Here is a 25,733-nt window from a genome sequence, read left to right as displayed (position 1 = left end):
AGCTCTTAGTGCTCGTCTGATAGGGCCAACTGAATGTAGACCGTGGTCAGAAGAGTAAAAACGTATGCCTGCAGGAATGCCACCAAAATCTCAAAAAGAGTGAAGGCGAAACCAAAGACAAATGTTCCTGCGCCGAACAGCTTGAATGCACCCTCGGTGTTGAACAGGAAGAACTGGGTTGCTGAGAAACACAGCACCAATAGCAAGTGACCGGCAATCATGTTCATGGTCAAACGAAGAGCCAGTGTCACCGGTCGAAGGATGAATGTTGACAAGAATTCAATCGGTGTCACTAGAACATAGAAGGCCTTTGGCACGCCCGCTGGGAACAGGGCTGAGGTGAAGAAGTGCCCACCGTGCTTCTTGACTCCCGCGTAGATAAAAGTCACATAGGCAGCTGCAGCCATGACGATTGGCAGACCAATCACCGATGTTCCTGCGATGTTGAAACCAGGAATGATTCCAGTGATGTTCATGCCGAGAGTTACAAAGAAAATGGTGGTTAGCAGCGGCAAGAAACGATCGCCGTCTTTTTCACCGAGCTGGTCGTGCGCAATACTCTTTCGCACGAAGTTCAATGAAATTTCACCCATCAACTGGAACTTGCCAGGCACGTGGTTCTGAGTCTTGTTTGCCTGCTGGAATTTACGTGTCCAGAGACTGAATAGAACAATCAAAAGAGTTAGCACAATCAGGCGAATCAACATGATTCGGTTTAGTGCAAAAGGGGTTCCCTCAAAGGCAACGATTTCTGGATAAAACTCCATGATTGATGGAGCGTGAAATCCACTTCCCGACTCATCGGTACTGGCTGCTGCGAGAAGCAAGCTCTGTGCGTTATTGAACAGCGTGGACTCCTGTTTCGGGGCAAGACTGAGGACAGCCTTGCGGCGATTTACAACGGGATAAGAACTTGAATTTTCTTGGTTCTTGCGACAATCCTAACAGGAACTTTTAGTCGCCAATTACGGGAATGCGGGCCTTAAGCACCAGCACCGAGTCCACTGCAAGCGTGCCAATTATGGCCGCGACCAGGGTGAAAAAAAGCACCGGACCATTGATGAAATCGGCACCCTTCAGGTTTGCAATCACCAGGGCAAAGCCAATCATTTTTACCAACCAGCCACCCAGTACCAGCCCAAAAAAACCTGCCAGTGGAAGCTTTCCGCCAAGCCAAACGCTAAGGGCCGTCATTGTGACAAACACCAGAGTCAGTCCAGCGCCAATCAGGGCACTGGTTAGGCCCGGGGCACCCGCTACCAGATATCCAACTAATCCACCGATAATCGCGATCGCGCCAATCAAAGCCGAGCCCAGGGTTAGCACTCGGGTAAATAGATTGTTTGAGGCTTTAGACATTTACGAATGCTCCTGAGTTGAGGGTCTTGCGACGCTGGATAAGTGGCCAAAGGGTAAAGACCAGACAGCCGGCCAAGCCAATCACGGTGAAAATCATCACGGCCCAGGCAGGCCAGAAGAAATAAAGCAGGCAACTGATTGAAATCAACGCTGTCCAGACGTAAAAGACCAAAACCGAACCTAAGTGGGTGTGACCAAAATCCTGAAGGCGGTGGTGCAAATGTTCCCGATCGGCCGCAAAAGGAGACTTTCCGGCACGAAGCCGGCGAACTACCGCGAGTGAAAAGTCCAACAGCGGCAGGATCAAAATGGCTAGCGGCAAGATCAAAGGAATGAAGGCCGGCACTAGCTCTCCCCGACTGACTGTCTGAGGATCAATTTGCCCGGTCACGGTCAGCGCAGTGGTTGCCATGAGCAGTCCAAGCAACATGGCTCCTGAATCTCCCATGAAGATCTTGGCTCGGTGCCAGTTGTAGGGCAAGAAACCAAGGCACATACCTATCACGATTGCGGAAAGCAACGAGGCAAGGTTGAAGTAGTTGGTTGGCGAGGTTTGCTGTGCCAATACGTAGCTGTAGGCAAAAAACACCGATGTCCCGATAAACACCACTCCGGCAACAAGGCCATCAAGCCCATCGATGAAATTCACCGCGTTCATCACGAGCACCGTTAGAAACACGGTGGCTATGAACGAAATACCAAAGCTGCCGATGGTTAAGCCGGCAATCGGCAGCGATACTATTTGAACGCCCTGCCAGGCCAAGATTCCGGCAACTACGAATTGACCGGCGAGCTTTAGGCTCCAGTCCAGGTCATACAAATCATCCAAAAAGCCAATCAGCGTGATCAAGAATGCGGCCGCCAAAATTGCCATGATTTGCAGAGGCTCGGCGTAGACGCTCTTGAACCAACCAATAAAACCAGCGATGACAATTGTGATCAGGAATCCGGCAAACATGGCGATGCCACCAAGTCTTGGTGTTGGTTTGGTGTGCACATCGCGTGATCGGATCTGAGGGTAGATCTTGTATCGGTGTGCCAAACGCAGAACCGCAAAAGTACCGAAGAAGGTGACTGCTGCCGCTATCACCATCATCAATAAATAGGCGCGCACTTTTAAAAGTTTTCTTCTAGAAGATCGCCAGCGATTGAACGAATCTTTGCAGCGCTCAGGGCACCGCGTCGAACAATCTTAATTTTTCCGGTGGTGGTTAGCTTTCCGGCTGAGTCGTAGCTATCTACAAGATCGGTTAGGTCGATGATTGTGGATGCCTCGCCCTTTGGGCTATTTCCGCCGTCAAGATAAACCGCCACTTTATCGCCCAAATAGGACTCGGCCTGTTGGCAAGTCGTAGCCGCCGGTTCACCAGTCAAGTTAGCACTTGAAACAGCTAGCGGCCCAGTCTCTTGAAGCAGGGCTAAGGCAATCTTGTGATCAGGCATGCGAAGAGCAACCGTGCCCTTGGTTTCACCAAGGTCCCAGGTGAGCGAACTTTGAGATTTCAAAATCATGGTCAGCGCGCCGGGCCAAAAAGTTGCAGCCAGGCGGTTGGCGACATCGGGAACATCCTCGGCAAGTGCCTGCAGAGTTTGAATTGTTCCAATAAGTACCGGTGGCGGAGACTGAGGTCCGCGACCCTTGGCATCTAGCAGTGCTCTCACACCCTCTGGCGAGAACGCATCGGCAGCCAATCCGTAAACGGTGTCTGTTGGTACGACAACCAGTTCGTTTCTTCCCAGCGATACCTTGGCCAGGCGCATGCCGGTTAGGAGGTCAGTGTCTATTGAACAGTCGTAAATGCGGTTCGACATCTAGCTCCTCTTTATCCGTTGCGCTGAAACAAATTACTTGATGGCGGTGACCGCTCGGTCTCTTGCGGTCAAATCCTGGTGACTCTGGACTTGTCGCCATCCATCAGCCAATAGTAGTTGACACACCTGAGCGGCTTGTGAGTCTGCGTGCTCAACGACCAAGGTTCCGCCGATTTGCAACAGCCTCCTGGCCGCAGCCGAAACCAGATGCATGACCTGCATACCGTCTTCGCCTCCGTAAAGCGCTAAATCAGGATCGTGAAGATTTACCTCAATGTCGCGAGGAACTGCGGCACTTGGAATGTAAGGCGGGTTGGATGCAACTACCGAAACAGTGCCATCAAGCTCTGGGAATGCATCAGCTAGGTCGCCATGCCTGAGGGTTGCATTTGCAGCACCGTAGGTTTCAAAATTCTTGCTTGTGAAAGGCATGGCATCAGAAGATTTTTCTACAGCGTAAATAATTGAGTCAGGCACTTCCGTTGCCATGGCTAAAGCGATGGCACCAGAGCCGGTTCCAAGATCAACGGCAATCCGCGCACCGGGTTCAAATGTTTGCAGAGCGTCAATTGCCAATTGTGCGACGAACTCTGTTTCCGGCCGCGGAACAAAAACACCTTTGCCAACCTGAAGTTCTAGATTTCTGAAGTAGGCCGCACCGGTGATGTGCTGCAGCGGTTCTCGACGGTGGCGTCGCCCATAAAGCTCAGTAAGTTTTTCGGATTGAGATTCCGTGAGCTCCGCTCCGCGAAAAATCTCACTTTGCACGCCACCGCGACTTAGTCCAAGCACATACCCGGCTAGAAGTTCGGCATCAACCGTGGCAGAACTTATTCCAGCCTCTTCAAAGCGTTTTGCCGCATGCTCTACTAAATCGCGCAGCAACATAGTTTTACTTCTTTTCGTCGCCGAGTGCTGCTAGTCGCGACTCTTCATCCATCTGAATCGCAGACTGAATCACCGGCTCAAGTGCACCGTCCATAACGGCATCAAGGTTGTATGCCTTATAGCCAGTGCGGTGATCGGCAATGCGATTCTCTGGGTAGTTGTAAGTGCGAATGCGCTCTGAGCGGTCAACAGATTTGACCTGAGATTTGCGCGCTGCAGATTGCTCAGCCTCAATTGCCTCTTGCTGCGCAGCAAGGATACGTGCGCGCAAAACTCGCATAGCAGCTTCACGATTTTGCAGCTGGGATTTTTCGTTTTGCATGGCCACGGTAATTCCCGTTGGCAAGTGCGTAATGCGAACCGCTGAGTCAGTAGTGTTGACCGACTGACCGCCTGGACCAGATGATCGATAAACGTCGATGCGCAAGTCGTTCTGGCTGATCTCAACTTCTTCTGGTTCGTCCACTTCAGGGAAAACCAGAACGCCTGCTGCTGAAGTGTGAATTCGACCTTGAGTTTCAGTTGCCGGTACTCGCTGAACGCGGTGCACTCCACCCTCATATTTCAGATGTGCGTGCACACCCTGTGCTGGGTCAGTTGAGTTTCCCTTGATCGCCAATTGAATGTCTTTGATTCCACCCAAATCAGATTCATTTTTGTCAAGAATTTCAGTCTTCCAACCCTTTGAGTTGGCGTACTGAATGTACATGCGCAGCAAGTCTGCAGCGAAAAGTGCAGATTCAGCGCCACCTTCACCGGCTTTGATTTCCATAATTACATCGCGGCCGTCATCGGGGTCACGAGGAATCAAAAGTCGGCGAAGTTTTTCTTGCGCCGCAGTCAATCGCTCCTCGTTAAGAGTTGCTTCTTCGGCGAACATCTCGTCTTCTTTTGCCAGCTCTTTAGCCGCTTTTACATCCTCAGTCAGCGACAGCACGTTGTTGTAAGCAGCAACGATCGCACTTAGCTCCGCGTATCGGCGGTTGAGTTTTTTGGCAAGGGCAGGATTGCCGTGCAGCGCCGGGTCAGACAGCTTGGTCTGAAGTTCCGTGTGCTCAGCTAAGAGAGGTTGAACCGAATCGAGCAATTAATTACTCCGAGTCAGAGCCGGTTGGAACTGGCATTGACTTTTGAACCTGCATAAGGAACTCAACGTTTGAAGAGGTTTCCTTTAGGCGGCTAAGCACGAGTTCAAGGGCCTGCTGCTGCTCAAGACCCGCAAGTGCGCGACGAAGCTTCCAAACAATCTTGGTTTCGTCTGGGTTCATTAGCATTTCTTCGCGGCGAGTACCTGACGCGTTTACATCAACCGCAGGGAAGATTCGCTTGTCAGCAAGAGAGCGAGACAAACGAAGTTCCATGTTTCCGGTTCCCTTGAACTCTTCGAAGATAACCTCATCCATCTTTGAACCGGTCTCAACTAGAGCAGTGGCAAGAATGGTAAGCGAGCCACCATCCTCGATGTTTCTAGCGGCACCAAAGAAACGCTTTGGTGGATACAGTGCTGATGAATCAACACCACCTGAAAGAATTCGGCCAGATGCTGGTGCGCTCAAGTTGTAAGCGCGTCCAAGACGGGTAATTGAGTCAAGTAGAACTACTACGTCGTGACCAAGTTCAACCAAGCGCTTTGCGCGCTCAATGGCTAGCTCAGCAACGGTGGTGTGATCCTCTGCTGGACGGTCAAAAGTAGAAGCGATAACTTCACCCTTAACGGTGCGCTGCATATCGGTAACTTCCTCAGGGCGCTCATCAACAAGCACAACCATTAGGTGAACCTCTGGGTTGTTGACGGCGATCGAGTTGGCAATGGCCTGCAGAACCAGAGTCTTACCGGCCTTTGGCGGAGACACAATCAGACCACGCTGGCCCTTACCGATTGGAGAAACCAAGTCGATGATTCGAGTGCTTAGTTTGTTTGGTTCTGTCTCTAGACGCAAGCGGGTCTGTGGGTAAAGCGGAGTTAGCTTGCCGAACTCAACACGAGTAGCAGCCTGCTCAACGGTAAGTCCGTTGATTGACTCAATGCGAACAATTGCGTTGAACTTTGAACGGCCTTGGCCTTCGCCCTCGCGAGGCTGACGAATTGAACCAACAACTGCGTCACCCTTGCGCAGGTTGTACTTCTTAACCTGACCAAGTGAAACGTAAACATCGTTAGGGCCAGGCAGGTAACCGCTGGTGCGAACGAATGCGTAATTGTCTAGTACGTCCAAGATTCCGGCAACTGGAACTAGTACGTCATCTGGAGAAATTTCCGGCTCGATCTCATCGTGCTGGTTGTTGCCGCCGCGACGTCCGCGATTGTCACGATCACGGTAGCGATCGCGGTTGCGGTTGCGGTTGCGGTTGTTGCCACGACGCTCGTCATTGAAGTCGCGCTCGTTGCGTGAGTCATTGTCTCTAGTTGAATTGTCACGAGTGGAGTTCTCGCGGTTTGAATTCTCTTCGCCGCCCTCGCGCTGCTCGCGGCCTTCGCCCGAATTACGATTCCGGTTGCGGTTACGGTTGCGGTTGTTGCCACCGGTACGCTCGCTTGATTCGCCAGAGTCGGCTGAACGAGACTCGCCAGCATCGGCTGACTTCTCGGCTACTACCTTCTCGGCTTTAGGTTCTGCCGCATCAGCCTTTACAGCCTTGGCGCGGTTGGTCTTCTTAGGGGCTTCGGTCTTCTCTGCGGAAGCTGAACCGTCTGCGACTACGCGACGAGACTTTTTGACCGGAGCGGTTTCCTGGATTTCATCCATGTTTATTGATTTCTCTTTCTTAGGAGATATTCGTGACTGTTTTACTTAGAGAGTCACTGCATGCATGTTTTGAACATGCTGCTACCGCTTTAGATCTGCGGGATTTTCACCAATTATTGGTGCAACGCAACTGTAGCACCTTTGAAGTCCACAGCCAAAAGCAATGCCTTCCACTGTGGATAGTGCTTGGCGGCCAATTTAGCTGCTTCTAGGCGCTGAGCCGGGTCGCTAGCCAATACCAACACCGATGGGCCAGCTCCGGAAACCACCGCCGCATGGCCGTGTTCGCGCATAAGTTTCACAATTGAGTCGGTCTCAGGCATGGCTGCGGCACGGTAATCCTGGTGCAGACGGTCCTCGGTTGCCGCCAACAGAAGCTCTGGACTCTGAGTCAGAGCGGCAATTAGCAGTGCCGAGCGAGAGACGTTGAAAACAGCATCATCGTGTGGAACAGAATCTGGCTGAAGCGAGCGCGCCAATGCGGTTGACATCTTGTGATTCGGCACTAATTCAAGCGGTGATACTCCGCGGTGAACGAAAAGTTTTTTGTGATGCGGACCAGTCTCGTCTTCCCACGCGATGGTAAGTCCACCAAAAAGCGCAGGTGCCACGTTATCTGGGTGGCCTTCTAGCTCAGTCGCGATTGTCAGCAATTCTTGATCGCTGATTTTTACTATTCCCTCAAGTAGACCTTTGGCTGCAACAATGCCAGAAACAACTGCAGCACCAGATGAGCCCATGCCTCGACCGTGCGGAATGATGTTGTGCGCGGTCAGCTTTAGGCCCGGAACTTTCTGACCAAATTTTTCAAAGGTGAAAGCCAATGACTTAACCACGAGGTTGCTGCTATCGGTTGCGACTTCACCCGCACCCTCACCAATAACTTCCACCACCGCCCCGCTGCCGGCAACAGCTTCAACAATTAACTCGTCGTAGTAAGACAAGGCCATGCCAAGCGTGTCAAAGCCCGGACCAAGGTTCGCCGATGTGGCCGGAACCTTGACCGTAACTTTTCTGCCGATTAGAGAGTTCATATTTACTTCTTTGATAGTCCTAGGCGTTCGGCAACTGCTTCAACTCGATTAGGAACCGCCTGCGGCTTGATACCCTTGCCGCGCTCGTCCTTCAGCGCCCACATTGGATCCTTCAAACCGTGACCGGTAACAGTAACAACGATGGTTGAGCCAGCAGGAACCTCACCCTTCTTAGAGTGCTTGAACAAACCGGCTGCACCAGTTGCAGAAGATGGCTCAACAAAAACGCCAGCCTCGTTTGACAAGAATCGGTGCATCCAAAGAATTTCTTTGTCAGACACAAATCCAAATTGACCACCCGATGCCTCGCGCGCTGCAAGAGCTAGATCGTAAGAAGCCGGGTTGCCGATACGAATTGCAGTTGCGATTGTGTCAGGCTTCTTCACTGGATTGCCAAAACTGAACGGCGCTGAACCCTCAGCCTGGAATCCCCACATCTTTGGCATTGACTTGATGCGACCGGCCTGCACGTCTTCTTGATAACCCTTTGAATAAGCGGTGTAGTTTCCGGCGTTTCCAACTGGCAGCACGTGGAAGTCAGGTGCAAAGCCAAGTGAGTCAACTACCTCAAAGGCTCCGGTCTTTTGACCTTCGATGCGATCTGGGTTCACAGAGTTCACCAGGTGCACTGGGTAGTTCTCACTTAGAGCACGAGCAAGATCCAGGCAATCGTCAAAGTTACCCTTCACCTGCAGAATTTGAGACTTGTGAGCGACGGCCTGGGACAACTTGCCCAGAGAAATTTTTCCTTTTGGCACCAGCACAACCGACTGAATTCCAGCAGCCGCAGCGTATGCCGCCGCCGAAGCTGAAGTGTTTCCGGTTGACGCCGCAATAACAGCCTGAGCACCGTGACCCACCGCTTTTGAAACGGCCATGGTCATGCCGCGGTCCTTGAACGAACCGGTTGGGTTCATGCCCTCAACCTTTAGCAGCACACGCTCTGCGCCCACCAACTTTGCCAGAGCAGGGGCTTCTACTAATGGGGTACCACCCTCACCCAATGTGATCACTGGGTTGTCGCTAGAAATATCCAGTCGATCGATGTATTCGCGAATAACTCCGCGCCACTGGTGTGCCATTAGATTCCTTCTACTCGGATTACTGAAGTAATTGATTCAACCGACTCACTGGCGGCGAGTGCTTTAACAACTGCGCTGAGTTCTGCATCGGTGGCTGAATGGGTTCCTACCTCGAGGGTAGCGGTCTTGCTGCGCTTGCCGCCGTCTTGACGCACTGACTGCTCGACAGTTTCAATTGAAACATTGCCAGCAGAGAATGTATTAGCAATCTTGGCCAGCACACCAGGTTGGTCTGTGACTTCTAGAGTGACTTGGTAGCGAGTGTGCACGCGATCAATTGGCAAGACAGGCAAGTTTGCGTGCACTGAGTCGGCAAGACCCGGCCCACCGGCAACGTGACGCTTAGCGGCGGAGACGAGGTCACCCAAGACCGCCGAAGCAGTTTGCACGCCACCGGCACCAGCGCCGTAGAACATTAATTCGCCCGCAGCTTCGGCTTCAACGAATACAGCGTTGAAAGCTCCGCGAACTGCACCAAGCGGGTGTTTGCGATCAATCAAAACCGGGTGAACGCGAACGGCAACACCTGCCTCGCCACCATTTGCCGGGATGCGTTCGGCAATCGCCAAGATCTTAATGACGTAGCCGTCGCGCTTAGCAGCTTCCATTTGCGCCGCGGTAATTTTTGTAATTCCCTCGCGGTATACCTTGTCCAACGGAACCTCGGTGTGAAACGCCAGCGAGGCAAGGATGGCCGCTTTTTGCGCCGCGTCATAACCTTCAACGTCAAGGCTTGGATCTGCCTCAAGATATCCAAGTTCAGTGGCCTCTGCCATGGCTGCCTCAAGGCTAAGACCCTCAGTATCCATGCGATCAAGAATGTAGTTTGTTGAACCGTTGACAATACCCATGATGCGATTGACTTTGTCTCCGGCTAGCGATTCGCGCAGCGGGCGAATAATAGGAATGGCTCCAGCAACAGCAGCCTCAAAGTAGAGCTGTGCGCCAACTTGCTCGGCCGCGTCAAACAACTCTGTTCCGTGTGTGGCCAACAAAGCCTTGTTTGCGGTAATTACATCTGAACCTGAATTCAGCGCTTGCAAAATATATGTTCTAGCCGGCTCAATGCCACCCATGACTTCAATCACGATGTCCGCGCTAACAATCACATCTTCAGCCTCAGTGGTAAGCAACTGCCTTGGCACACCAGCCTTCACAGCTTTATCAATGTCGCGAACAACAACACCGATGAGCTCCAGCTCTGCACCAACACGTGCTGCGAGTTCAGCCTTATTTTCAATTAGAAGTCGCGCTACTTGAGATCCGACTGAGCCGGCGCCTAGTAAGGCAACGCGTAGTGGGCGGTATTCCTGCACGATTAACTCTTCTCGTTCTGGGTTGCGGTTGCTTGGTACTTCAAATCTCTGGTGAATAGGTCTGCTTCGGTTTCGGCACGAATAATCAAACGCGCCTCGCCGCTTCTAACGGCGACCACTGCTGGCTTAGTCAAGAAGTTGTAGTTGTTCGACATTGAGTGGCAATAAGCGCCGGTGGTCGCAACAGCTAGCAGGTCGTTGGGGTGGACATCGGCCGGCAGGTAATCGTTACGTACAACGATATCGCCACTCTCACAGTGCTTGCCAACCACACGGGCAAGAGCGGGTTCTGCCGTGCTCGAGCGCGACGCAAGCACTGTGTGGTACTCGGCTTCGTAAAGGGCGGTGCGCAAGTTATCGCTCATGCCACCATCGACCGAAACATACTTTCGGGTGGCAGGCGTTGCTCCATCGGTGACTTTTACATCTTTGACAGTGCCAACGTTGTAGAGAGTAATTCCAGCAGGTCCAGCGATGTAGCGTCCCGGCTCAAAAGCCAACTTAGGCACCGCAATTCCATGCTCGGCACATTGCTCGGCTACAACGGCGGTGATTGCTTCGGCGAAATAACCGATGGCCGGCGCCTTATCAGCGACTTTGTAATTCACACCAAAGCCCCCGCCCAGGTTTAGCTCAGGAATGGGCCCACCCTTTAGCGACTCCGCATGCAGGGCAATGAGTCGCTTGGTTGACTCAACGAATCCCTCCGCATTAAAAATCTGTGAACCAACGTGCTGGTGAAAACCAAGAAACTCAAGGTGCGAATGAGATCGAATTTTTTCAACCAGTGCCGGTGCATCCGCGATTGAGATTCCAAATTTCTGATCTTCACGAGCGGTGGCCAAGAAATCGTGAGTGTTGGCGTGCACGCCGGTGTTGATGCGAAGACGTACCGGTTGAACCTTGTCTTGAGCCCCGGCAGCCGATGCGATGCGCTCGATTTCGATCTCTGAGTCAATCACGATTGCACCAACGCCAGCGGTTACCGCGCGGCCAATTTCGCGCAGCGACTTATTGTTTCCATGCAATCCAATTCGTGATGCGTCAATTCCTCCGGCAAGCGCCGCAGCAAGTTCGCCGCCAGATGCAACGTCAATGTTGAGACCAAGTTCATTGATCCAGCCAACAATCTCTGTGCTTAGAAAAGCCTTACTCGCGTAATAAATTTTTGCGTCAGTACCGATTCTTTTGGCAGCGTCGGTGAGCGCAGTCTTGGTTGCGGTTGCGCGTGCGCGAAAATCGTCCTCATCGATTACGTATATCGGGGTTCCGAATTGATTCGCGATGTCAGTCACAGCTACGCCGGCAACTTCAAGTTCTCCGGTTGCGCGACGCTGCGCGTGACGAGGCCAGACCGACTCTGCAATTGCATTCAAGTCAGCCGGGTAATCAAGCCATTCGGGCGCAAGCGGGTTAGACATTATTTACATTCTCTCCGGTGCAGAAACACCAAGCAGGTCAAGGCCGTTGCGAAGAACAACACCGGCAGCATCGTTCAACCAAAGGCGCGTGCGGTGCACACTTTCAACGGCTGCTCCAGATAGCGGAGTAACGCGGCAGGCGTCATACCAGCGGTGATATGAACCGGCGACTTCCTCTAGGTAGCGAGCGACTCGGTGCGGTTCGCGGAATTCGGCTGCTTGGGCAACGACGCGCGGAAGTTCACTCAACCTGGCAAGCAACTCAGACTCAGTGGTGTGTGAAAGCAGTGCTGGGTCAAATTCAGTTCGCTCGACTCCAAGGCTGGCAGCATTCTTTGCAACCTGTGCCGTGCGGGCGTGCGCGTACTGCACATAGAAAACCGGGTTGTCGTTGGTCTTCTTTTGAAGCTGCTCAAGATCAATATCTAGTTGCGAGTTGATTGAAGAACGTGCCAGTGCGTAGCGCGCTGCGTCTACGCCAACCACCTCAACCAGATCTTCCATGGTCACTACGGTTCCTGCGCGCTTAGACATGCGCACTGGTTCGCCGTCGCGCATCAGGTTAACCATTTGCCCGATCAAAATTTCAAGATTCTTGCCAGGCACATCACCGAATGCGGCGCACAGGGCCATCATGCGTTGCACATAACCGTGGTGGTCGGCGCCAAGCATGTAAATACACTGATCAAAACCACGAGAGCGCTTGTCAAGGTAGTAGGCCAAGTCTCCTGCGATGTATGCGGCCTCTCCATCGCTCTTAATCACCACGCGATCGCGGTCGTCACCAAAAGTTGTTGAGCGTAACCAGATTGCGCCGTCTTCCTCAAAAATGTGACCCAACTCTCGAAGACGAGCGATTGCCTTATCTACTGCACCTGATTCGTAGAGCGAGTTTTCGTGAAAGTAGACATCAAAGTCCACCCCAAAGTCATGCAGTGATTGGCGAATTTCGCCAAACATCAAATCAACCCCGGCAGCGCGGAAGGCCTCTTGGGCTTCGGCTTCAGGAAGCGACAGGATATCGATTGCAGTCTCGGCAAGGACGCGATCTGCGATTTCCTGAATATAAGCGCCGCCGTAACCATCTTCGGGAGCAGCCTCTCCACGAGCGCGCGCGAGCAAAGAACGAGCGAATCTGTCTATTTGCGCTCCGTGATCATTGAAGTAGTACTCGCGAGTTACATCGGCTCCCTGTGCCTGAAAGACTCGAGCAAGCGAATCACCGACGGCCGCCCATCGGGTTCCGCCCATATGAATTGGGCCAGTTGGGTTTGCTGAAACAAATTCAAGATTGAGTTTTACCCCGGCAAGGTCTTTACCCCGGCCGTAACTTGGCCCGGCATCGACGATTGCCTTGGCAAGTTCGCCGGCGGCCGCTGCACTGAGGGTGATGTTGATAAATCCCGGTCCGGCAATATCGACCTTTTCAATTCCCTTGACCGAAACCAATTCACTAGAAAGCAATTCGGCGAATGCACGGGGGTTGAGTCCAAATTTTCCAGCCAACTGCATGGCAACATTGGTTGCCCAGTCGCCGTGCTCGCGGTTCTTTGGGCGCTCAATCACTACCTCTGTCGGCAACTCGCCCGCGCCATCCTTAAATGCCAATCGACCATCGGCCTGCAAAGCAGCGATGACGCGAACTATGGCCGCAGAAAGATCTGCTGGAGTCAAGGTTGGTCCTTATTGAAAAGGAGGCCCAAGAGGCCTCCACTGGTCAAGATTTACCTCTAATCATACGAGATAGCGGTTATCTAGACTTTGGGAACCAGCCCCTTCACCGGATCCGCCGTCACAGGGATTGGGTCACAAAGCTCACCCACGAATTCACCATTTACGTTGTTCAAAAAAGCGATCAAGTTCCAGCCGCCATTGGTGTCTTGCACCAATCGAGAGGCGTATAGAGAGGTATCTGGGAACAGCACAGCGCGCTTGAAATCCACATCGCTCAGGTCAGCTGACACCGGCAAACTGTAAACGCCACCAATCTCCCCCGCGGCTTTGCGTTCATCTGAAATCCACTGCGATGAGCAGCAAAACAGCAAAATTGGCACACCATCGATAATTTCAAACTGAAAAACCTCAGTTTCCCCAAAACCCTGGCCGGGGGCACCGAGCGGCGCCTGGATTTGCCAGTTGATTAGGTCTTTTGATTTGGCAACCCCCATGACGGCCTCTTCACGGCGACTATTGGCCTTCGGCGAACCTGCGGTGATGAGCATGGTCCATTCGGATTGACCCGGGAGCTTAAAAACCCACGGGTCTCTGAATGGTTCGTTGTCAAAACCAGCGGCAAGGGTCTTGTACCAACGCGTATCCGCGGCGGCCACCGGAAGGTTGGTGACTTTTGTCCAAGTAATTAGGTCTGGTGAGGTTGCTGCGCAAACTGTTTGGCGCTCTCCGGCATCCTCGCGACTGGTTCCCGTGTAAAACATCCACCAGAGCCCGGCTTCATCGCGAACGACCGAGCCAGTCCATGTGGTCCAGCTATCTGGGGCGGGTGATTCCGATGGTGCTAAGGCATCGGCCACCACTGTCCAGCTCTTGAGGTCGTTTGAAATTGCGTGACCCACTGTCACGTTTCGGTGACGCCGATTTGGATCTAAAAGTCCGCGCGATGCCTGCAGGTAGAACGCGTGATGTTTTTGGCCATCAAAGACGAACCAAGAATCCCAAACCCACTGGCCAGGTAACCTAAGTGCCAAAATCAACTCCGCTCTAACAATTCTGCGCCTAGCCTAGGCCAGTGGCGCTGTTAGTCTTAACTCAGCCCTTTGCCCCTATAGCTCAGGGGATAGAGCACCGCTCTCCGGAGGCGGGTGCGCAGGTTCGATTCCTGCTAGGGGCGCGTACCGCACAGGATCAACCAGTTGCACAAGCAAGTCAGGCTCCAAGCCCTGACCGGCTTGTCGGGTTCGATTCCTGCTAGGGGCGCGCATATCAACGAAAACAGGAGAAGATGTTCGGAATCGAATGGCTACAACCAGAGACCTTGATCTCATCGTTCGGCATCTACGCACTAATTGGTGTTTGCGCCATCGTCTTTATTGAGACCGGTCTTTTAGTTGGCTTTTTCCTACCGGGCGACTCACTGCTGTTCGTGACCGGCCTGATGATTTCAACCGGCGACGTGGTCTTCCCACTTGGAAACGAGATGGCTCCGGTGCCAATTTGGTTTGCCTGTGCGGCAATTTCGATTTCTGCTTGGCTGGGTGATCAAACCGGATATTGGATTGGTCGCAAATCCGGTCCGGCCATTTTCAATAAGACCGATTCAAAATTCTTCAGCCAAAAAAATGTAGATTCCACTAACTCGTTTTTTGAACGATATGGAGCAAAGGCAATCATCCTTGCGCACTTCGTACCAGTGATGCGCACCTTTGTTCCGGTAGCAGCCGGCATCGGCCAGATGAATTACCGCAAATTCTTGAAGTACAACTTCTACGGGGTTGTTGGCTGGGGCACCGGAGTTACCCTGCTGGGCTATTACCTTGGCAAGATTCCGTTTGTAGCAGAGCACGTGGAGTATTTCACTATTGGATTTGTAGTTCTTTCAACCATTCCAATCGTTATGGAAATTGTGAAGACCCGTCGTCAGCACAAGACCGAAGCCCTAATTCGATAACTACTGCTTAGCGCTCAAGCTGGAGTAGATAACTCGACAGTTGCGAGAGAGCTAGCGATCTGTGGCTCAGTGCGTTCTTAACTTCTGGCTCTAGTTCGGCCGCGGTTACTTCAAATCCCTCTGGAATAAAAACGGGGTCATAGCCAAACCCATTCAGCCCCTGCTCCTGTAGTGCAACTCGGCCGGGCCAGATTCCGGTGAAGGAAACTTCACCATCGTCCGAAACCATGGCGATAGTGCAAACGAATGAAGCCGCCCTGTCTTGGTCACGAACATCTGCTAGTTGACTTAGCAGCAACTGGCGATTGGCCACATTATCTCGGCCGCCGGCCCATCGGGCACTGAATATTCCCGGTGCTCCCCCAAGAATTTCAACGGCGATTCCAGAGTCGTCCGCGATTGACGGCAGTCCGGTGTGTAAGAACGCGGCGCGTGCCTTGATCAGGGCATTCTCCAGGAAGCTAGTTCCGTCTTCTTTAGGCTCGGGGCCGTCATAGCCAAGCAACTCGATAGTTGGAATGGTCTGAGCAAGAATCGCGCCAACCTCTTCAACCTTGTGTTGGTTGTGAGTGGCCAAAACTAGTTTCATTAGCTGGCCGCCCCAGCCAAGGCGGCTTTCTGAATCTGAGTTAGTTGGGTGGTTCCCTTGAGCGCCAAATCAAGCAGCAGATTCAGCTCATCGCGGTCAAACGGCACTCCCTCGGCGGTTCCCTGAACCTCTACAAATTTTCCATCACCGGTAACAACCACATTCATATCGGTGTGTGCACGCACATCCTCTGTGTAGGCCAGGTCAAGAAACGGCTCACCATCGATAATCCCAACCGAAACCGCCGCCACACTGCCAGTAAGCGGTTGTGCCTTTGCTGGTATTAATTTCTTTTCACGGGCCCAGGCAATCGAATCTGCCAGCGCTATGTATGCGCCGGTTATGGCAGCGGTGCGAGTTCCGCCGTCTGCTTGCAGAACGTCGCAGTCAATCACAATGGTGTTTTCGCCGAGTTCTCGCACATCAACAATCGCACGCAGGCTTCTGCCAATTAGGCGAGAGATCTCATGAGTGCGCCCACCGATTTTTCCCTTGACGGCTTCACGGTCGTTGCGATCATGAGTTGCTCGAGGCAGCATCGCATACTCTGCAGTTACCCAGCCCTCACCTTTGCCAACTTTCCAACGAGGAACACCGGCGGTAAAAGAAGCGGTGCAAAGAACCTTGGTGCCGCCAAAAGAAATTAGCGCCGATCCCTCGGCATGATCACTCCAGCCACGCTCAACTGTTATTTTGCGGAGCTGATCAGGGGTTCTGCCATCAACACGAACGGTCATCGGATTTCTTCTACTTTCGTAACCTCGGGCCCCAGGAATCTGCGGGCAAGTTTTTCAAATGACTCAGCGTTGCCGGTGGCTTTGAAAATTAGAGTTGGCGCGCTCAACGCGGTGCGCTGCAAATTATGAGCAACCAAAGTTCGATAAACATCCTTTGCGGTTTCTTCAGCACTCGACACCAAGGTAACGTCTTCGCCCATTACGTATGAGATGGCTCCGGTAAGCAATGGGTAGTGTGTGCAGCCAAGCACCAAGGTGTCCACGCCGGCGTCGCGGATGGGGCCTAGGTAGTCCTCGGCAACCGCCAATAGCTCTGGGCCAGAGGTGATGCCCTGCTCAACAAATTCAACAAACCTAGGGCAAGCTGCGCTAGTGATCTGCAAATCTACGGCAGCGGCAAAAGCATCGTCATAAGCCTTTGAAGTCACAGTCGCCGCGGTTCCAATTACCCCAATTTTGCGGTTGCGTGTTGAAGCAACAGCTCGGCGCACCGCAGGTTGAATTACCTCAACGACTGGAATTCCTCGGCCGACGGTATAGCGCTCGCGCGCATCTCTAAGTACCGCAGCGGAGGCCGAGTTGCAGGCGATAACTAAAAGCTTTACCCCTTCGTCAACCAAGCGATCCATCACGGCAAGAGCCAAGTCGCGAACCTCTTGAATGCTCTTAGGTCCGTAGGGGGTGTTAGCCGTATCGCCAACGTAAATGATGGATTCATTTGGCAACTGGTCGATTACTGCTCGAGCTACGGTAAGCCCACCGACTCCAGAGTCAAAGATTCCAATTGGCGCATCATTCACACGAAAAGTCTACCCGCGGCCGCTTTCAATGCCGCCGATGGGAGAACGCTTCGCGCTACTTGTCTGGGTTTGCGCTCTTTGGGTCTTCGGGCCGCAGGCCCTCGTAAATGTCTTTGCAAGTTGGGCAAATTGGAAACTTTTCCGGATCCCTACCCGGAACCCAAATCTTGCCACAGAGTGCAATCACCGGAGTTCCAAGTACAGCGGATTCGACGATTTTTTCTTTTCGAACGTAGTGCGAGTTTCTCTCGTGGTCCCCGGGTTCAACGTTTTGAATCTGTTCTTCGAGCAAAGTGGAACCAGCAGTTTGCCCACCGATTTCTTCTCTGCTCAATTCATTCAAAAATTCTTCACCCACGAAATATCCACTCATTTTCTTGCCTACTGAAGATCGGCAGCGTCACCCAAGACTACATTCAAGGTCAGAGGCTTTGCATCTCTTAGCACTTCCACCTGGGCCTTTGCGCCCGCAGGCTCCTGACGAACGGCGGCGGTTAGCTCACCGGCGGTGGTGATCGCCTGTCCGTTGAACTTCACAACGATGTCACCAACCTGAATCCCGCCCTTTTCGGCAGCACCACCGGGTGTCAGGCTCTTTACCAAAGCGCCAACGCTAAAGCCAGAATTGTCTGCAGATGACGTTGAATCAACAACCCCTGCTCCAAGCAGAGCGTGGCTGGCCTTACCAGTTGTCATGATTTCTTTTGCAATGCGCTTGGCTACATCTGATGGAATTGCAAAGCCAACTCCGATGTTTCCTGCCTGACTGCTTGAACCTGCAGAGGCAATCGCTACGTTAATGCCGATTAGTTTTCCGGTTTCGTCAACCAACGCACCACCCGAATTTCCGGGATTAATTGCAGCGTCAGTCTGAATCACACGAAGGTTAATCGAACTACCAGTGCCGTTGAAAAACTGGAGGCCTCCAAAGCCCAGGCCAGAATTATCTGGCACAGCCGAAGACGCCACCGCAATAGTTCGATTCAACGCCGAAACAATACCCTCTGTAACTGTGTTGGCTAAACCAAGTGGGGCACCAATCGCAAGCACGCGATCGCCCACGTTGATCTTGTTGGAATCGGCAAAAGTAATTGCCTTGAAGCTGATTGGTGCCGAAACCTTAACTACGGCAAGGTCATTGATTGGATCGGTGCCAATTACTTTCCCATCGTAAACATGACCATCGTAGGTTTTGACCTCAATCTTCACCGAGGCAGTTGAGCCGTCAAGAGTCACTACGTGCGAGTTGGTAAGGATGTATCCGTCCTCTGTCAAGAAGACACCTGAGCCACTTCCGCTGCCTCCCACCCCGGAGACACTGAGAGTAACCACCGATGGTGCCGCTACCGCTGCTGCTCCGGTGATCCAAGTTACGGATTTTGCATCGTTGACCACCACAGCGGCTGGCCTAGTCCAGGAGTTGTAAACGGCAACGCCAACGCCGGCTCCAACGCCAGCGCCCACCACCGCGCCAAGCACCACGGCTGCAGTTCCAGTTAGAAAAGTTGTGCGCTTTGCAAGCTTCTGTCGAAACGACAATTTTGGAGGGACCACAGGGTTAGTCGATTGGTCAAACAAGAACTGGCGATTGTAATCAGACATCTTGAACCTTTCAGGACTTGAAATCTAATGGGCAGCCAAGTTGCTGCTAATAAGAGAATTACAAGTGAGTCTGATTAGTTTATGAAAACTTTCTGAACAATTTCTGAGAGAGCGAACTCAAACTAGTTGCACCCAAAAGAGCCCGGGCTGCTCAGGCAATCTGATCCCACCAGCAGCACCCGTTGATTAGGTTCCTGAGTTTGACTTGGGTTGTAATCGAAACTCGAATTGGCCGACACTAGCACCTGGACCTCGTCGGCTAGAGTGATGCTTTCTGGTTCGGCAATCCAAATGGAACTGCCCTTAATTCGATAACTAATCGCGTACACCACCCTGACCCTTACGTCATGAATTCCTGGTGTTGAAAACGCGTACCCCAGAGATGCGCCAGCCGCGGTCCTGCCATCACCAAAATCCCACTGCACTGTCAACGGGGTAAAGCGAACTTCGGTCGGCAGATTCAGCAGGGTTCCGGTTCGGTAGTGCTGAACGGCGTTAGAAACAAACGAAGCCTCCTGGCCCACTGCCAATTGATTTGACGGGTAGACGCTTCCCTCCGCAGCCGCCGGGGTGAAGTTGGCTGCAGCCGATGTCTTATTGGCGCTGCTGGGTTTTGAGACTGTCTTGGCCATCGACTTGGTTTTGAAGGTGGATGGCTTTGGTTTAGCCACGATTTTTACAGCCGGCTTGGTCACCGATTTTGGCGCCGACTTTGAAACCAGTCTTGAAACGGCCTTAGCAATCGGTTTGCCAATCTGCTTGGCGATCGGATTAGCTAGCGTCTTGGTGGGTTTTGTAATTTGAGCGGTGACTTTAGTCGAGCGGGCGGGAACAACGGACACCGCCGATGCGCAAATTGTCACGCTGTTGCCATTGACCTGGGAGCCGACCTTGTTTGACCCCGATGAACCGCCAGAGTTTTTGCAGTTGGCAAAACTTGGCTGCGGCGCAAAAATCAACAGACTTAGCATTACCGCCAAACCCAAGATTGAATTGGTTTTTATGGGATGCAACATGCGCCAAAGATAATCGCCCGCAGCAGGTGGCAAAAAAGTTATGCACAGCCTTGAAAACTTCAAAAGAAAAACCCAGCCCCGCTTTTCGAATGAAAAGTGAGACTGGGTTTTTGTACTGGTTGCGGAGGCAGGATTTGAACCTACGACCTCCGGGTTATGAGCCCGGCGAGCTACCGAACTGCTCCACCCCGCGTCGGTAGAACCAGTGTAGCACGCGAGGCTAAGAGTCGAAAGCCCCTATCGGTTTACTGCGATGCCGCTAACGCAGCATCGAGAGCAGCCTTAAGGTCAGCCTCTGCCTTTCCATAAGCGGTCCAGTCACCCTTTGCCATTGCACTGTCTTTAGCGATCATTGCGTTTCTGGCGGCGGTCAATGCTTGCTTGAGCGCGGCTGCCTTGCTAGAGGTTGGTGCTTTTGGATCGGTTGGTGTGGTTGGGTCTGTCGGCACGACGATTGAAGATCCGTCGCCTGCATTTGCTCCAGAGTTACCGCCAAACAATGCGTCTAGCGCACCATCCAGAGTGTCCTCAAACGCGATCTTGTCACCAAAGGCAACTAGAACTTTCTTGAGCAACGGGAAGCTTGTCTCACCGGTTGACTTAATGTAAACCGGCTGCACGTAAAGCAATCCACCACCGACTGGCAGAGTTAGCAAGTTACCGTTGAGTACCTGAGTTGAACCCTGTCTCAAGATATTCAGCAGTCGACTAACCTCGGCATCGGTGCTGAATGCGTTTTGCACCTGACCGGGTCCGGGCACAATCGTGCTAGCAGGAAGATTCAACAGCCGCAACTTTCCATAGTTCGGCGAAACTTTACCCGCTTCGTTTCCAGCGTCAGAGTCGGCAACTAGGTAGCCCTTTAAGACATTTCGGCTGGCTTCGCCGGTGGACTTTGGAATAAAGGTTGTGTACAGCGAGAACGCCGGTGCCGAAGTGCCCGGCACCTGCATGGTCAAGTAATAAGGCGGCTGCAGTGAACCGCTGGTGACACTTGTTCCAGAGACAGGATCGTTTGGAGTCATCCAAGCGTCTTCCTGAGAGTAGAAAGAACCGGCATCGCTCACGTGGTATGAACCAAGAATTGAACGTTGCACCTTAAACAGGTCAGCTGGGTAACGCACGTGACTCAATAAGTCACCTGACATCTCCTTGATTGACTTGATGGTATTTGGGAAAATCTTTGACCAAGTCTTCAAGATTGGATCTTTTTCGTCCCACGCGTACAAGTTGACGCTGCCATCGTAAGCATCTACCGTTGCCTTCACCGAGTTGCGAATGTAGTTCACTGAACCACGCGCAAAGGTGTCGTTGGTTCCGCTGTCAGCAATTGCTTGGCTAAGGTTTTCTGATCGTGAGTACGGGTAGTTGTTAGATGTGGTGTAACCGTCAACAATCCAAACCACTCGTCCATCGACCACCGCTGGATAGCTGTCGCTATCGAGGGTTAGGTATGGAGCAACTGCGGCAACGCGCGAACGCGGATCGCGGTTATAGAGAATTTGTGATTCGTTGGTGATTGCATCAGACAGCAGGATCTGTTCGCTCTGGAATTTAATTGCATAGGCCAAGCGAGCCGCGATGTTATCTAACTTTGGACCACCGTCACCCTTGAAGGTTGTGTAGGTTTGGTCAGCTTCACCGTCACCCGCCGGATAGTCCAGTTCGCGAGGCTCGGCACCAGCTGGCGCACCCACGATTGAGTACAGCGGTGAGTTTTCACCAAAGTAAACTCGTGGCTCATACTCGCCCAGTGCACCGATAGATGGAATACCCTTTTGCAAGAAAACCGGCTGACCCTCAGAAGAGCGCTGGTTTCCGTAGGCGGCAACTACACCGTAACCGTGGGTGTAAACAATTACGTTGTTGTACCAAGACTGTGAATCGCCAAGACCTGATTGCTGCAACTCGCGAACGGCGATAACGGTGTCTTGGGTTTTGCCGTCAATTGTGTAGCGATCAACATCTAGGTGTCCGGCAAAACTGTAGTACTGCTTGTACTGCTCAAGCTGCTTGAAAGAGGCACTCACCAAAGCCGGGTCAATGATTCGAATGTTTGCAGTTGTTTCCGCATCCTGACGAAGAGCACCGGCGGTTGCATCGGTGGTGGCCTTGTATTCAGAAGACTCCACCGCATCTAGACCGTAGGCGGCGCGAGTGGCTTCAATGTTTCGCTTGATGTACTCAGCCTCAAGTGTTCGCTCGTTTGGCACTACCTGAAAGGTCTGGACCAACCATGGGTATGCCCCACCTAGCACAATTGAGCTGATCACCATCAACGCGGTACCCATTACTGAAATTCGCCAACGACCGATAACAGCCGTGATCAAGAACAGTGCCGCGACCACAAGTGAAATCAGCGCCAAAATCTGGAAGCCAGGAATTCTTGCGTTCACGTCCGAGTAGGTTGCGCCGGTGTAAAGGCCGCTTGAACTTGTCATGGTGGCGTACTGGTCAAGCCAAAGACTTGCGCCCTGCAGCACCAAATATACAGCAGCAGAAATTGCAATTTGAATTCGCGCTGACTTTGCCACCTTTGTCTCGCGACCGTTGAAACGAATGTTGCCGTAAATCATGTGTACGGCAGCACCAACCAAACCGGAAATCAAGACCGCCGCCGATAGGAAACCAACCACCGCGGTGAGGAAAGGAAGATCAAATAAGTAGAAAGAGATATCCAAGCCGAACTGTGGATCTACTTCACCCGTATAGGTGCGATTCAGCCAGGTGAGCACTAGCTTCCACTGCGAAGCCGCGGCCACACCACCCAAGACACCAAGCACTATTGGCAAGCCAATCATGATCACCTTGCGAAGCTGATCCAGCAGCATTCGATAAGCGGCAAATGGGTCGCGTTCGTCGGCAAACTTTAGATAGATGGGTCGGGTGCGATAAGCAACATAAAAGCCCACCCAGGCCAGCGCGCCCAATACGATTGCGCCGGTCACAAAGACACCGGCCTGAGCCACTATCTGAGTAGTGAAGACGGATCCAAAGCCCAACTGGCCAAACCAGAGGATGTCGGTGTAGACACCAAGTGCACCAAGTGCGGCAACACCCAGCACCACCAAAATTATGGTGGCGATAGCGGCCGGCGAACTGTTTATCTTGGGCGCAAGATTGTTAGTCATGATTCTCCTGTTGCTTATTTAGTAGTGCAGGTTGGTAGAGCCGAAAGATCTTCCCCGGCGCCGATTTTCTCAACGGCGGTAAGAGCATCCTTGAAGTTTGTAATTTTGAAAATCTTCATGTCAGAGGGTTCAAGTCCCGCTAATTCAGGGCAGTTATCTTTTGGTGCCAGGAAGTACTTGGCACCAGCTTTCTGTGCTCCATACATTTTTTGCTGAATCCCTCCGATAGGTCCAACAATTCCAGAACCGTCAATTGTTCCCGTGCCCGCGATGTACTTTCCGCCGGTTAGTTCTCCCGGGGTTAGCTTGTCATAAATGCCTAGGGCAAACATCATTCCGCCAGAAGGACCGCCCACATCGCCAAGCTGAAGATTTACCTTGACCGGGAAGTCATATTTATAGCCAACCAAGATACCGATTCGATAGGCACCGGTCTCATCTTTCTTCGGCGTGATTGAAAACACCTTGGTTTCACCCTGGCGAATAAGTTCAATCGTCAGTGGTGTTTTGCCATCAAATTCATTAACGTTTTCTCGCAGTTCTTCAATGGTTGAGACTTTAATGCCATTAACTTTTTGAATAAAGTCTGCTGCCACAATTTGCCCGCTGGATGGCGAGTTCTTGGTGACCTCACTCACATAAAGCTGCACAGGTACGTCGTAACCAAGATTCTTTAGCGCAACGGCAATTGCCTCTTGCTGTGATTGCTCCATCATGGCGGTGCTCTCTGCGGTAGATTCTTCTGCCGTCTGATTTGCCGGGAAGACTTGGTCAATTGGCAAAACGCTCTTAGAGGGATCCATCCAGGCACCAAAAATCTCGAGCCAACTTGGCGTCCGCTCTCTATTTCCGGCTATCTGCACGGTCAATAAATCAAGATTTCCTGATGTCTTAAAAGTTGGTGCGCCATCGATAGAGATAATCGGCTTACCGCTATCGGTGCCGAGCACGTTGTAGGCGGGACCAGGTTGCTCGATCACGTAAGGAGTCGGAAAATACCAAACGCCCATTAGCGCCGCTGCACCAAGAGCAAGAAAAACTAAGCCCACTGATTTTCGCGGCCTTGAAAACTGGCGCGAATCAAAATCGGTGTTGTAACTCAAATGGGCCCTCACTACATTCACAGGAATGCCTTAAGCCTAAGCGTGATTAGTCTTAGTAGGTAAGGACGCGAATGAACGATAATCAAAATCCAGGCGGCACCGGTGGCTTGAACCCCGATGACTTTGAAGCGTTCATGCGTCAATTTTTGAGTGGCGACAACCCGATTGACCCAGAACAACTGGCCGAGGCGGCCGGACTTCCAAAGGACCCTGCCGCTATGGCTGCCATGCTGGACCAAATCAAGCAGGTAATAAGTTCGCTACAAGCGCAGGGCGGAACCTTCACTTCTGGCGAAAGGGGGGTCAACTGGGAGTTGGCCAGCAGCCAAGCAAAGGCGCTGGCTCGCTCGGGCAGTCTGACAATTTCTGGTGAAGCCAGGAAGCAAATTTCCGATGCCGTTGCCATTGGCACCCTATGGCTTAATGAGGCCACCACAATTCCCGAATTAATTGGTGAACCAAAGTTACTCTCGCGCGAACTCTGGGTTGCCGATGCCATGCCGCTGTTTCAAGCACTGAGTGAGCCAGTGGCAAATCGAATGAGTGAAGCGCTCAGTGAAAACTTGACCCAAAACGCTCCTGAGGAAATCCAAGAAATTCTAGGGAACGCAAGTGGCGTCATGAAATCAGCGGGAGGCGCCCTGTTTGCCATGCAGCTTGGCCAGGCGCTGGGAAAACTTTCTCACGAGGTACTAACCGGTGGCGATATTGGGCTTCCGCTATTCAAGGATCAGCGCGCTGCATTCGTTGCGCAGAACCTAGAGGCATTTGTGAATGGTCTTGAGATTGAACGAGACCAGGCTTACATCTACTTGGTAATTCGTGAGATGGCGCACGTTCGCTTGTTCAAGCACAGCAAGTGGCTTCGCGATGCGGTGGTTTCGCAAATCTCAAAATACGCGTCTGAAATTTCTATTGATAATTCACGAATCACAGAAATTGCCGAAGATTTTGATCCCGAGCACCCCGATGAACTTCGCGCAGCTTTGCAATCAGGTGCATTTATTGCGGATCGCACCGAAGACCAAGCAGCGGCACTGAACTCAATCGAAACTCTGCTAGCGCTTATCGAGGGATGGGTGGATGTTGTAACCGAGGAGGCAACCCGTCGTATGCCAAGAGCCGCCGCAGTGGCAGAAGCAGTACGCAGACGACGAGCCACCGGAGGTCCCGCCGAGTTAACCTTTGGCGCCTTGGTTGGCTTAGAATTGCGTCCGCGAAAGTTGCGCGAGGCAGCTTCCATGTGGCGTGAAATTGGAACGGCCGTTGGGATTGAGAAACGCGATGACCTTTGGAATCATCCAGATGTGCTGCCAAGCGCAACCGACATCGAAAATCCAACAGCATTGATTTCTAAATTGCGCGAGGATGGCAAGCACCCCGACGCCTTCGATCAAGCACTCAGAGACCTACTCGACAAATAACTTCTTGCGCCATGTGAATAACTTGTGCGCTCATTGCCATCCCTTGC

The 25,733-nt window shown here is 52.3% G+C and carries 23 protein-coding genes and 2 tRNA genes; 3 read left to right on the top strand and 22 right to left on the bottom strand.

Annotation, left to right across the window (positions count from 1 at the left end):
* Window positions 1-5: 5 nt before the first annotated feature.
* The 13 genes from atpB to RHOLA_RS02025 form a co-directional block, all read right to left on the bottom strand.
* Entirely contained in the window at window positions 6-827 is an 822-nt protein-coding gene (gene atpB / locus RHOLA_RS02085; RefSeq protein ID WP_227818792.1) for a F0F1 ATP synthase subunit A, read from the bottom strand.
* Between the two features lie 127 nt (window positions 828-954).
* The gene (locus tag RHOLA_RS02080; protein WP_038502022.1) at window positions 955-1,359 is read right to left on the bottom strand and encodes a Cg1360 family ATP-synthase-associated protein; all 405 of its coding nucleotides are present in this window, start codon (window positions 1,357-1,359) and stop codon (window positions 955-957) included.
* The gene (locus tag RHOLA_RS02075; RefSeq protein ID WP_051636198.1) at window positions 1,352-2,473 is read right to left on the bottom strand and encodes a glycosyltransferase family 4 protein; all 1,122 of its coding nucleotides are present in this window, start codon (window positions 2,471-2,473) and stop codon (window positions 1,352-1,354) included. Before RHOLA_RS02075 ends, RHOLA_RS02080 begins: the two co-directional genes overlap by 8 nt.
* Before the next feature lie 2 nt (window positions 2,474-2,475).
* Window positions 2,476-3,171, bottom strand: a complete 696-nt coding sequence (locus RHOLA_RS02070) for an L-threonylcarbamoyladenylate synthase (protein ID WP_038502021.1) — start codon at window positions 3,169-3,171, stop codon at window positions 2,476-2,478.
* A gap of 33 nt (window positions 3,172-3,204) precedes the next feature.
* On the bottom strand, window positions 3,205-4,059 hold the full coding sequence (gene prmC, locus RHOLA_RS02065) for a peptide chain release factor N(5)-glutamine methyltransferase (protein ID WP_038502019.1): 855 nt from the start codon (window positions 4,057-4,059) through the stop codon (window positions 3,205-3,207).
* 4 nt (window positions 4,060-4,063) lie between these two features.
* Window positions 4,064-5,146, bottom strand: a complete 1,083-nt coding sequence (prfA, locus tag RHOLA_RS02060) for a peptide chain release factor 1 (RefSeq protein ID WP_038502017.1) — start codon at window positions 5,144-5,146, stop codon at window positions 4,064-4,066.
* Between the two features lie 4 nt (window positions 5,147-5,150).
* On the bottom strand, window positions 5,151-6,806 hold the full coding sequence (gene rho, locus RHOLA_RS02055) for a transcription termination factor Rho (RefSeq protein ID WP_038502015.1): 1,656 nt from the start codon (window positions 6,804-6,806) through the stop codon (window positions 5,151-5,153).
* Between the two features lie 113 nt (window positions 6,807-6,919).
* Entirely contained in the window at window positions 6,920-7,840 is a 921-nt protein-coding gene (gene thrB, locus RHOLA_RS02050; protein ID WP_038502013.1) for a homoserine kinase, read from the bottom strand.
* Window positions 7,841-7,842: 2 nt separating this feature from the next.
* The gene (gene thrC / locus RHOLA_RS02045) at window positions 7,843-8,922 is read right to left on the bottom strand and encodes a threonine synthase (protein WP_038502011.1); all 1,080 of its coding nucleotides are present in this window, start codon (window positions 8,920-8,922) and stop codon (window positions 7,843-7,845) included.
* Window positions 8,922-10,238 (bottom strand): homoserine dehydrogenase, encoded by a 1,317-nt coding sequence (locus RHOLA_RS02040; RefSeq protein WP_038502009.1) that lies wholly within the window; start codon window positions 10,236-10,238, stop codon window positions 8,922-8,924. The genes thrC and RHOLA_RS02040 overlap by 1 nt, the downstream gene beginning before the upstream one ends.
* 2 nt (window positions 10,239-10,240) lie before the next feature.
* Window positions 10,241-11,659, bottom strand: coding sequence for a diaminopimelate decarboxylase (gene lysA, locus RHOLA_RS02035; RefSeq protein WP_038502007.1), 1,419 nt, complete (start codon window positions 11,657-11,659; stop codon window positions 10,241-10,243).
* A 3-nt stretch (window positions 11,660-11,662) separates the two neighbouring features.
* Entirely contained in the window at window positions 11,663-13,333 is a 1,671-nt protein-coding gene (gene argS / locus RHOLA_RS02030) for an arginine--tRNA ligase (protein WP_038502006.1), read from the bottom strand.
* A gap of 80 nt (window positions 13,334-13,413) precedes the next feature.
* A complete protein-coding gene (locus RHOLA_RS02025; RefSeq protein ID WP_038503748.1) occupies window positions 13,414-14,364 on the bottom strand; it encodes a glycoside hydrolase family protein in 951 nt (316 codons plus the stop codon).
* Window positions 14,365-14,435: 71 nt separating this feature from the next.
* On the opposite strand from RHOLA_RS02025, the gene RHOLA_RS02020 reads away from it, so the two are divergent.
* A tRNA-Arg gene (locus RHOLA_RS02020) sits at window positions 14,436-14,507 on the top strand.
* A gap of 111 nt (window positions 14,508-14,618) precedes the next feature.
* Complete coding sequence (locus RHOLA_RS02015) at window positions 14,619-15,284, top strand: DedA family protein (RefSeq protein WP_051636196.1); 666 nt, start codon at window positions 14,619-14,621, stop codon at window positions 15,282-15,284.
* A 7-nt stretch (window positions 15,285-15,291) separates the two neighbouring features.
* Here RHOLA_RS02015 and rdgB read toward each other — a convergent pair whose 3' ends face one another.
* The 9 genes from rdgB to RHOLA_RS01970 form a co-directional block, all read right to left on the bottom strand.
* A complete protein-coding gene (gene rdgB, locus RHOLA_RS02010; RefSeq protein ID WP_038502004.1) occupies window positions 15,292-15,873 on the bottom strand; it encodes an RdgB/HAM1 family non-canonical purine NTP pyrophosphatase in 582 nt (193 codons plus the stop codon).
* Window positions 15,873-16,610 carry a ribonuclease PH gene (gene rph, locus RHOLA_RS02005; protein ID WP_038502002.1) on the bottom strand — a complete coding sequence of 246 codons (738 nt, stop codon included), beginning with the start codon at window positions 16,608-16,610 and terminating at the stop codon, window positions 15,873-15,875. The genes rdgB and rph overlap by 1 nt, the downstream gene beginning before the upstream one ends.
* Entirely contained in the window at window positions 16,607-17,410 is an 804-nt protein-coding gene (gene murI / locus RHOLA_RS02000) for a glutamate racemase (protein ID WP_051636195.1), read from the bottom strand. The genes rph and murI overlap by 4 nt, the downstream gene beginning before the upstream one ends.
* A gap of 55 nt (window positions 17,411-17,465) precedes the next feature.
* Window positions 17,466-17,783, bottom strand: coding sequence for a DUF3039 domain-containing protein (locus RHOLA_RS01995; protein WP_051636194.1), 318 nt, complete (start codon window positions 17,781-17,783; stop codon window positions 17,466-17,468).
* 8 nt (window positions 17,784-17,791) lie between these two features.
* A complete protein-coding gene (locus RHOLA_RS01990; protein WP_051636193.1) occupies window positions 17,792-19,012 on the bottom strand; it encodes a S1C family serine protease in 1,221 nt (406 codons plus the stop codon).
* A gap of 122 nt (window positions 19,013-19,134) precedes the next feature.
* Window positions 19,135-19,983, bottom strand: a complete 849-nt coding sequence (locus tag RHOLA_RS07050; RefSeq protein ID WP_144239017.1) for a PKD domain-containing protein — start codon at window positions 19,981-19,983, stop codon at window positions 19,135-19,137.
* A gap of 161 nt (window positions 19,984-20,144) precedes the next feature.
* Window positions 20,145-20,221, bottom strand: a tRNA-Met gene (locus RHOLA_RS01980).
* Between the two features lie 52 nt (window positions 20,222-20,273).
* The gene (locus RHOLA_RS01975) at window positions 20,274-23,159 is read right to left on the bottom strand and encodes a UPF0182 family membrane protein (protein WP_084321343.1); all 2,886 of its coding nucleotides are present in this window, start codon (window positions 23,157-23,159) and stop codon (window positions 20,274-20,276) included.
* A gap of 14 nt (window positions 23,160-23,173) precedes the next feature.
* Window positions 23,174-24,208, bottom strand: a complete 1,035-nt coding sequence (locus RHOLA_RS01970; protein WP_038503730.1) for a YlbL family protein — start codon at window positions 24,206-24,208, stop codon at window positions 23,174-23,176.
* Window positions 24,209-24,333: 125 nt separating this feature from the next.
* Between RHOLA_RS01970 and RHOLA_RS01965 the strand changes: the two genes are divergently transcribed.
* Window positions 24,334-25,686 (top strand): zinc-dependent metalloprotease, encoded by a 1,353-nt coding sequence (locus RHOLA_RS01965; RefSeq protein WP_038502001.1) that lies wholly within the window; start codon window positions 24,334-24,336, stop codon window positions 25,684-25,686.
* Window positions 25,687-25,733: the final 47 nt, after the last annotated feature.

It is taken from the genome of Rhodoluna lacicola, from assembly GCF_000699505.1.
GTDB classification, from domain to species: Bacteria; Actinomycetota; Actinomycetes; order Actinomycetales; family Microbacteriaceae; genus Rhodoluna; species Rhodoluna lacicola.
The sequence above is the reverse complement of the archived record's forward strand: the minus strand, read 5'-3'. Positions and strand labels throughout refer to the sequence as shown.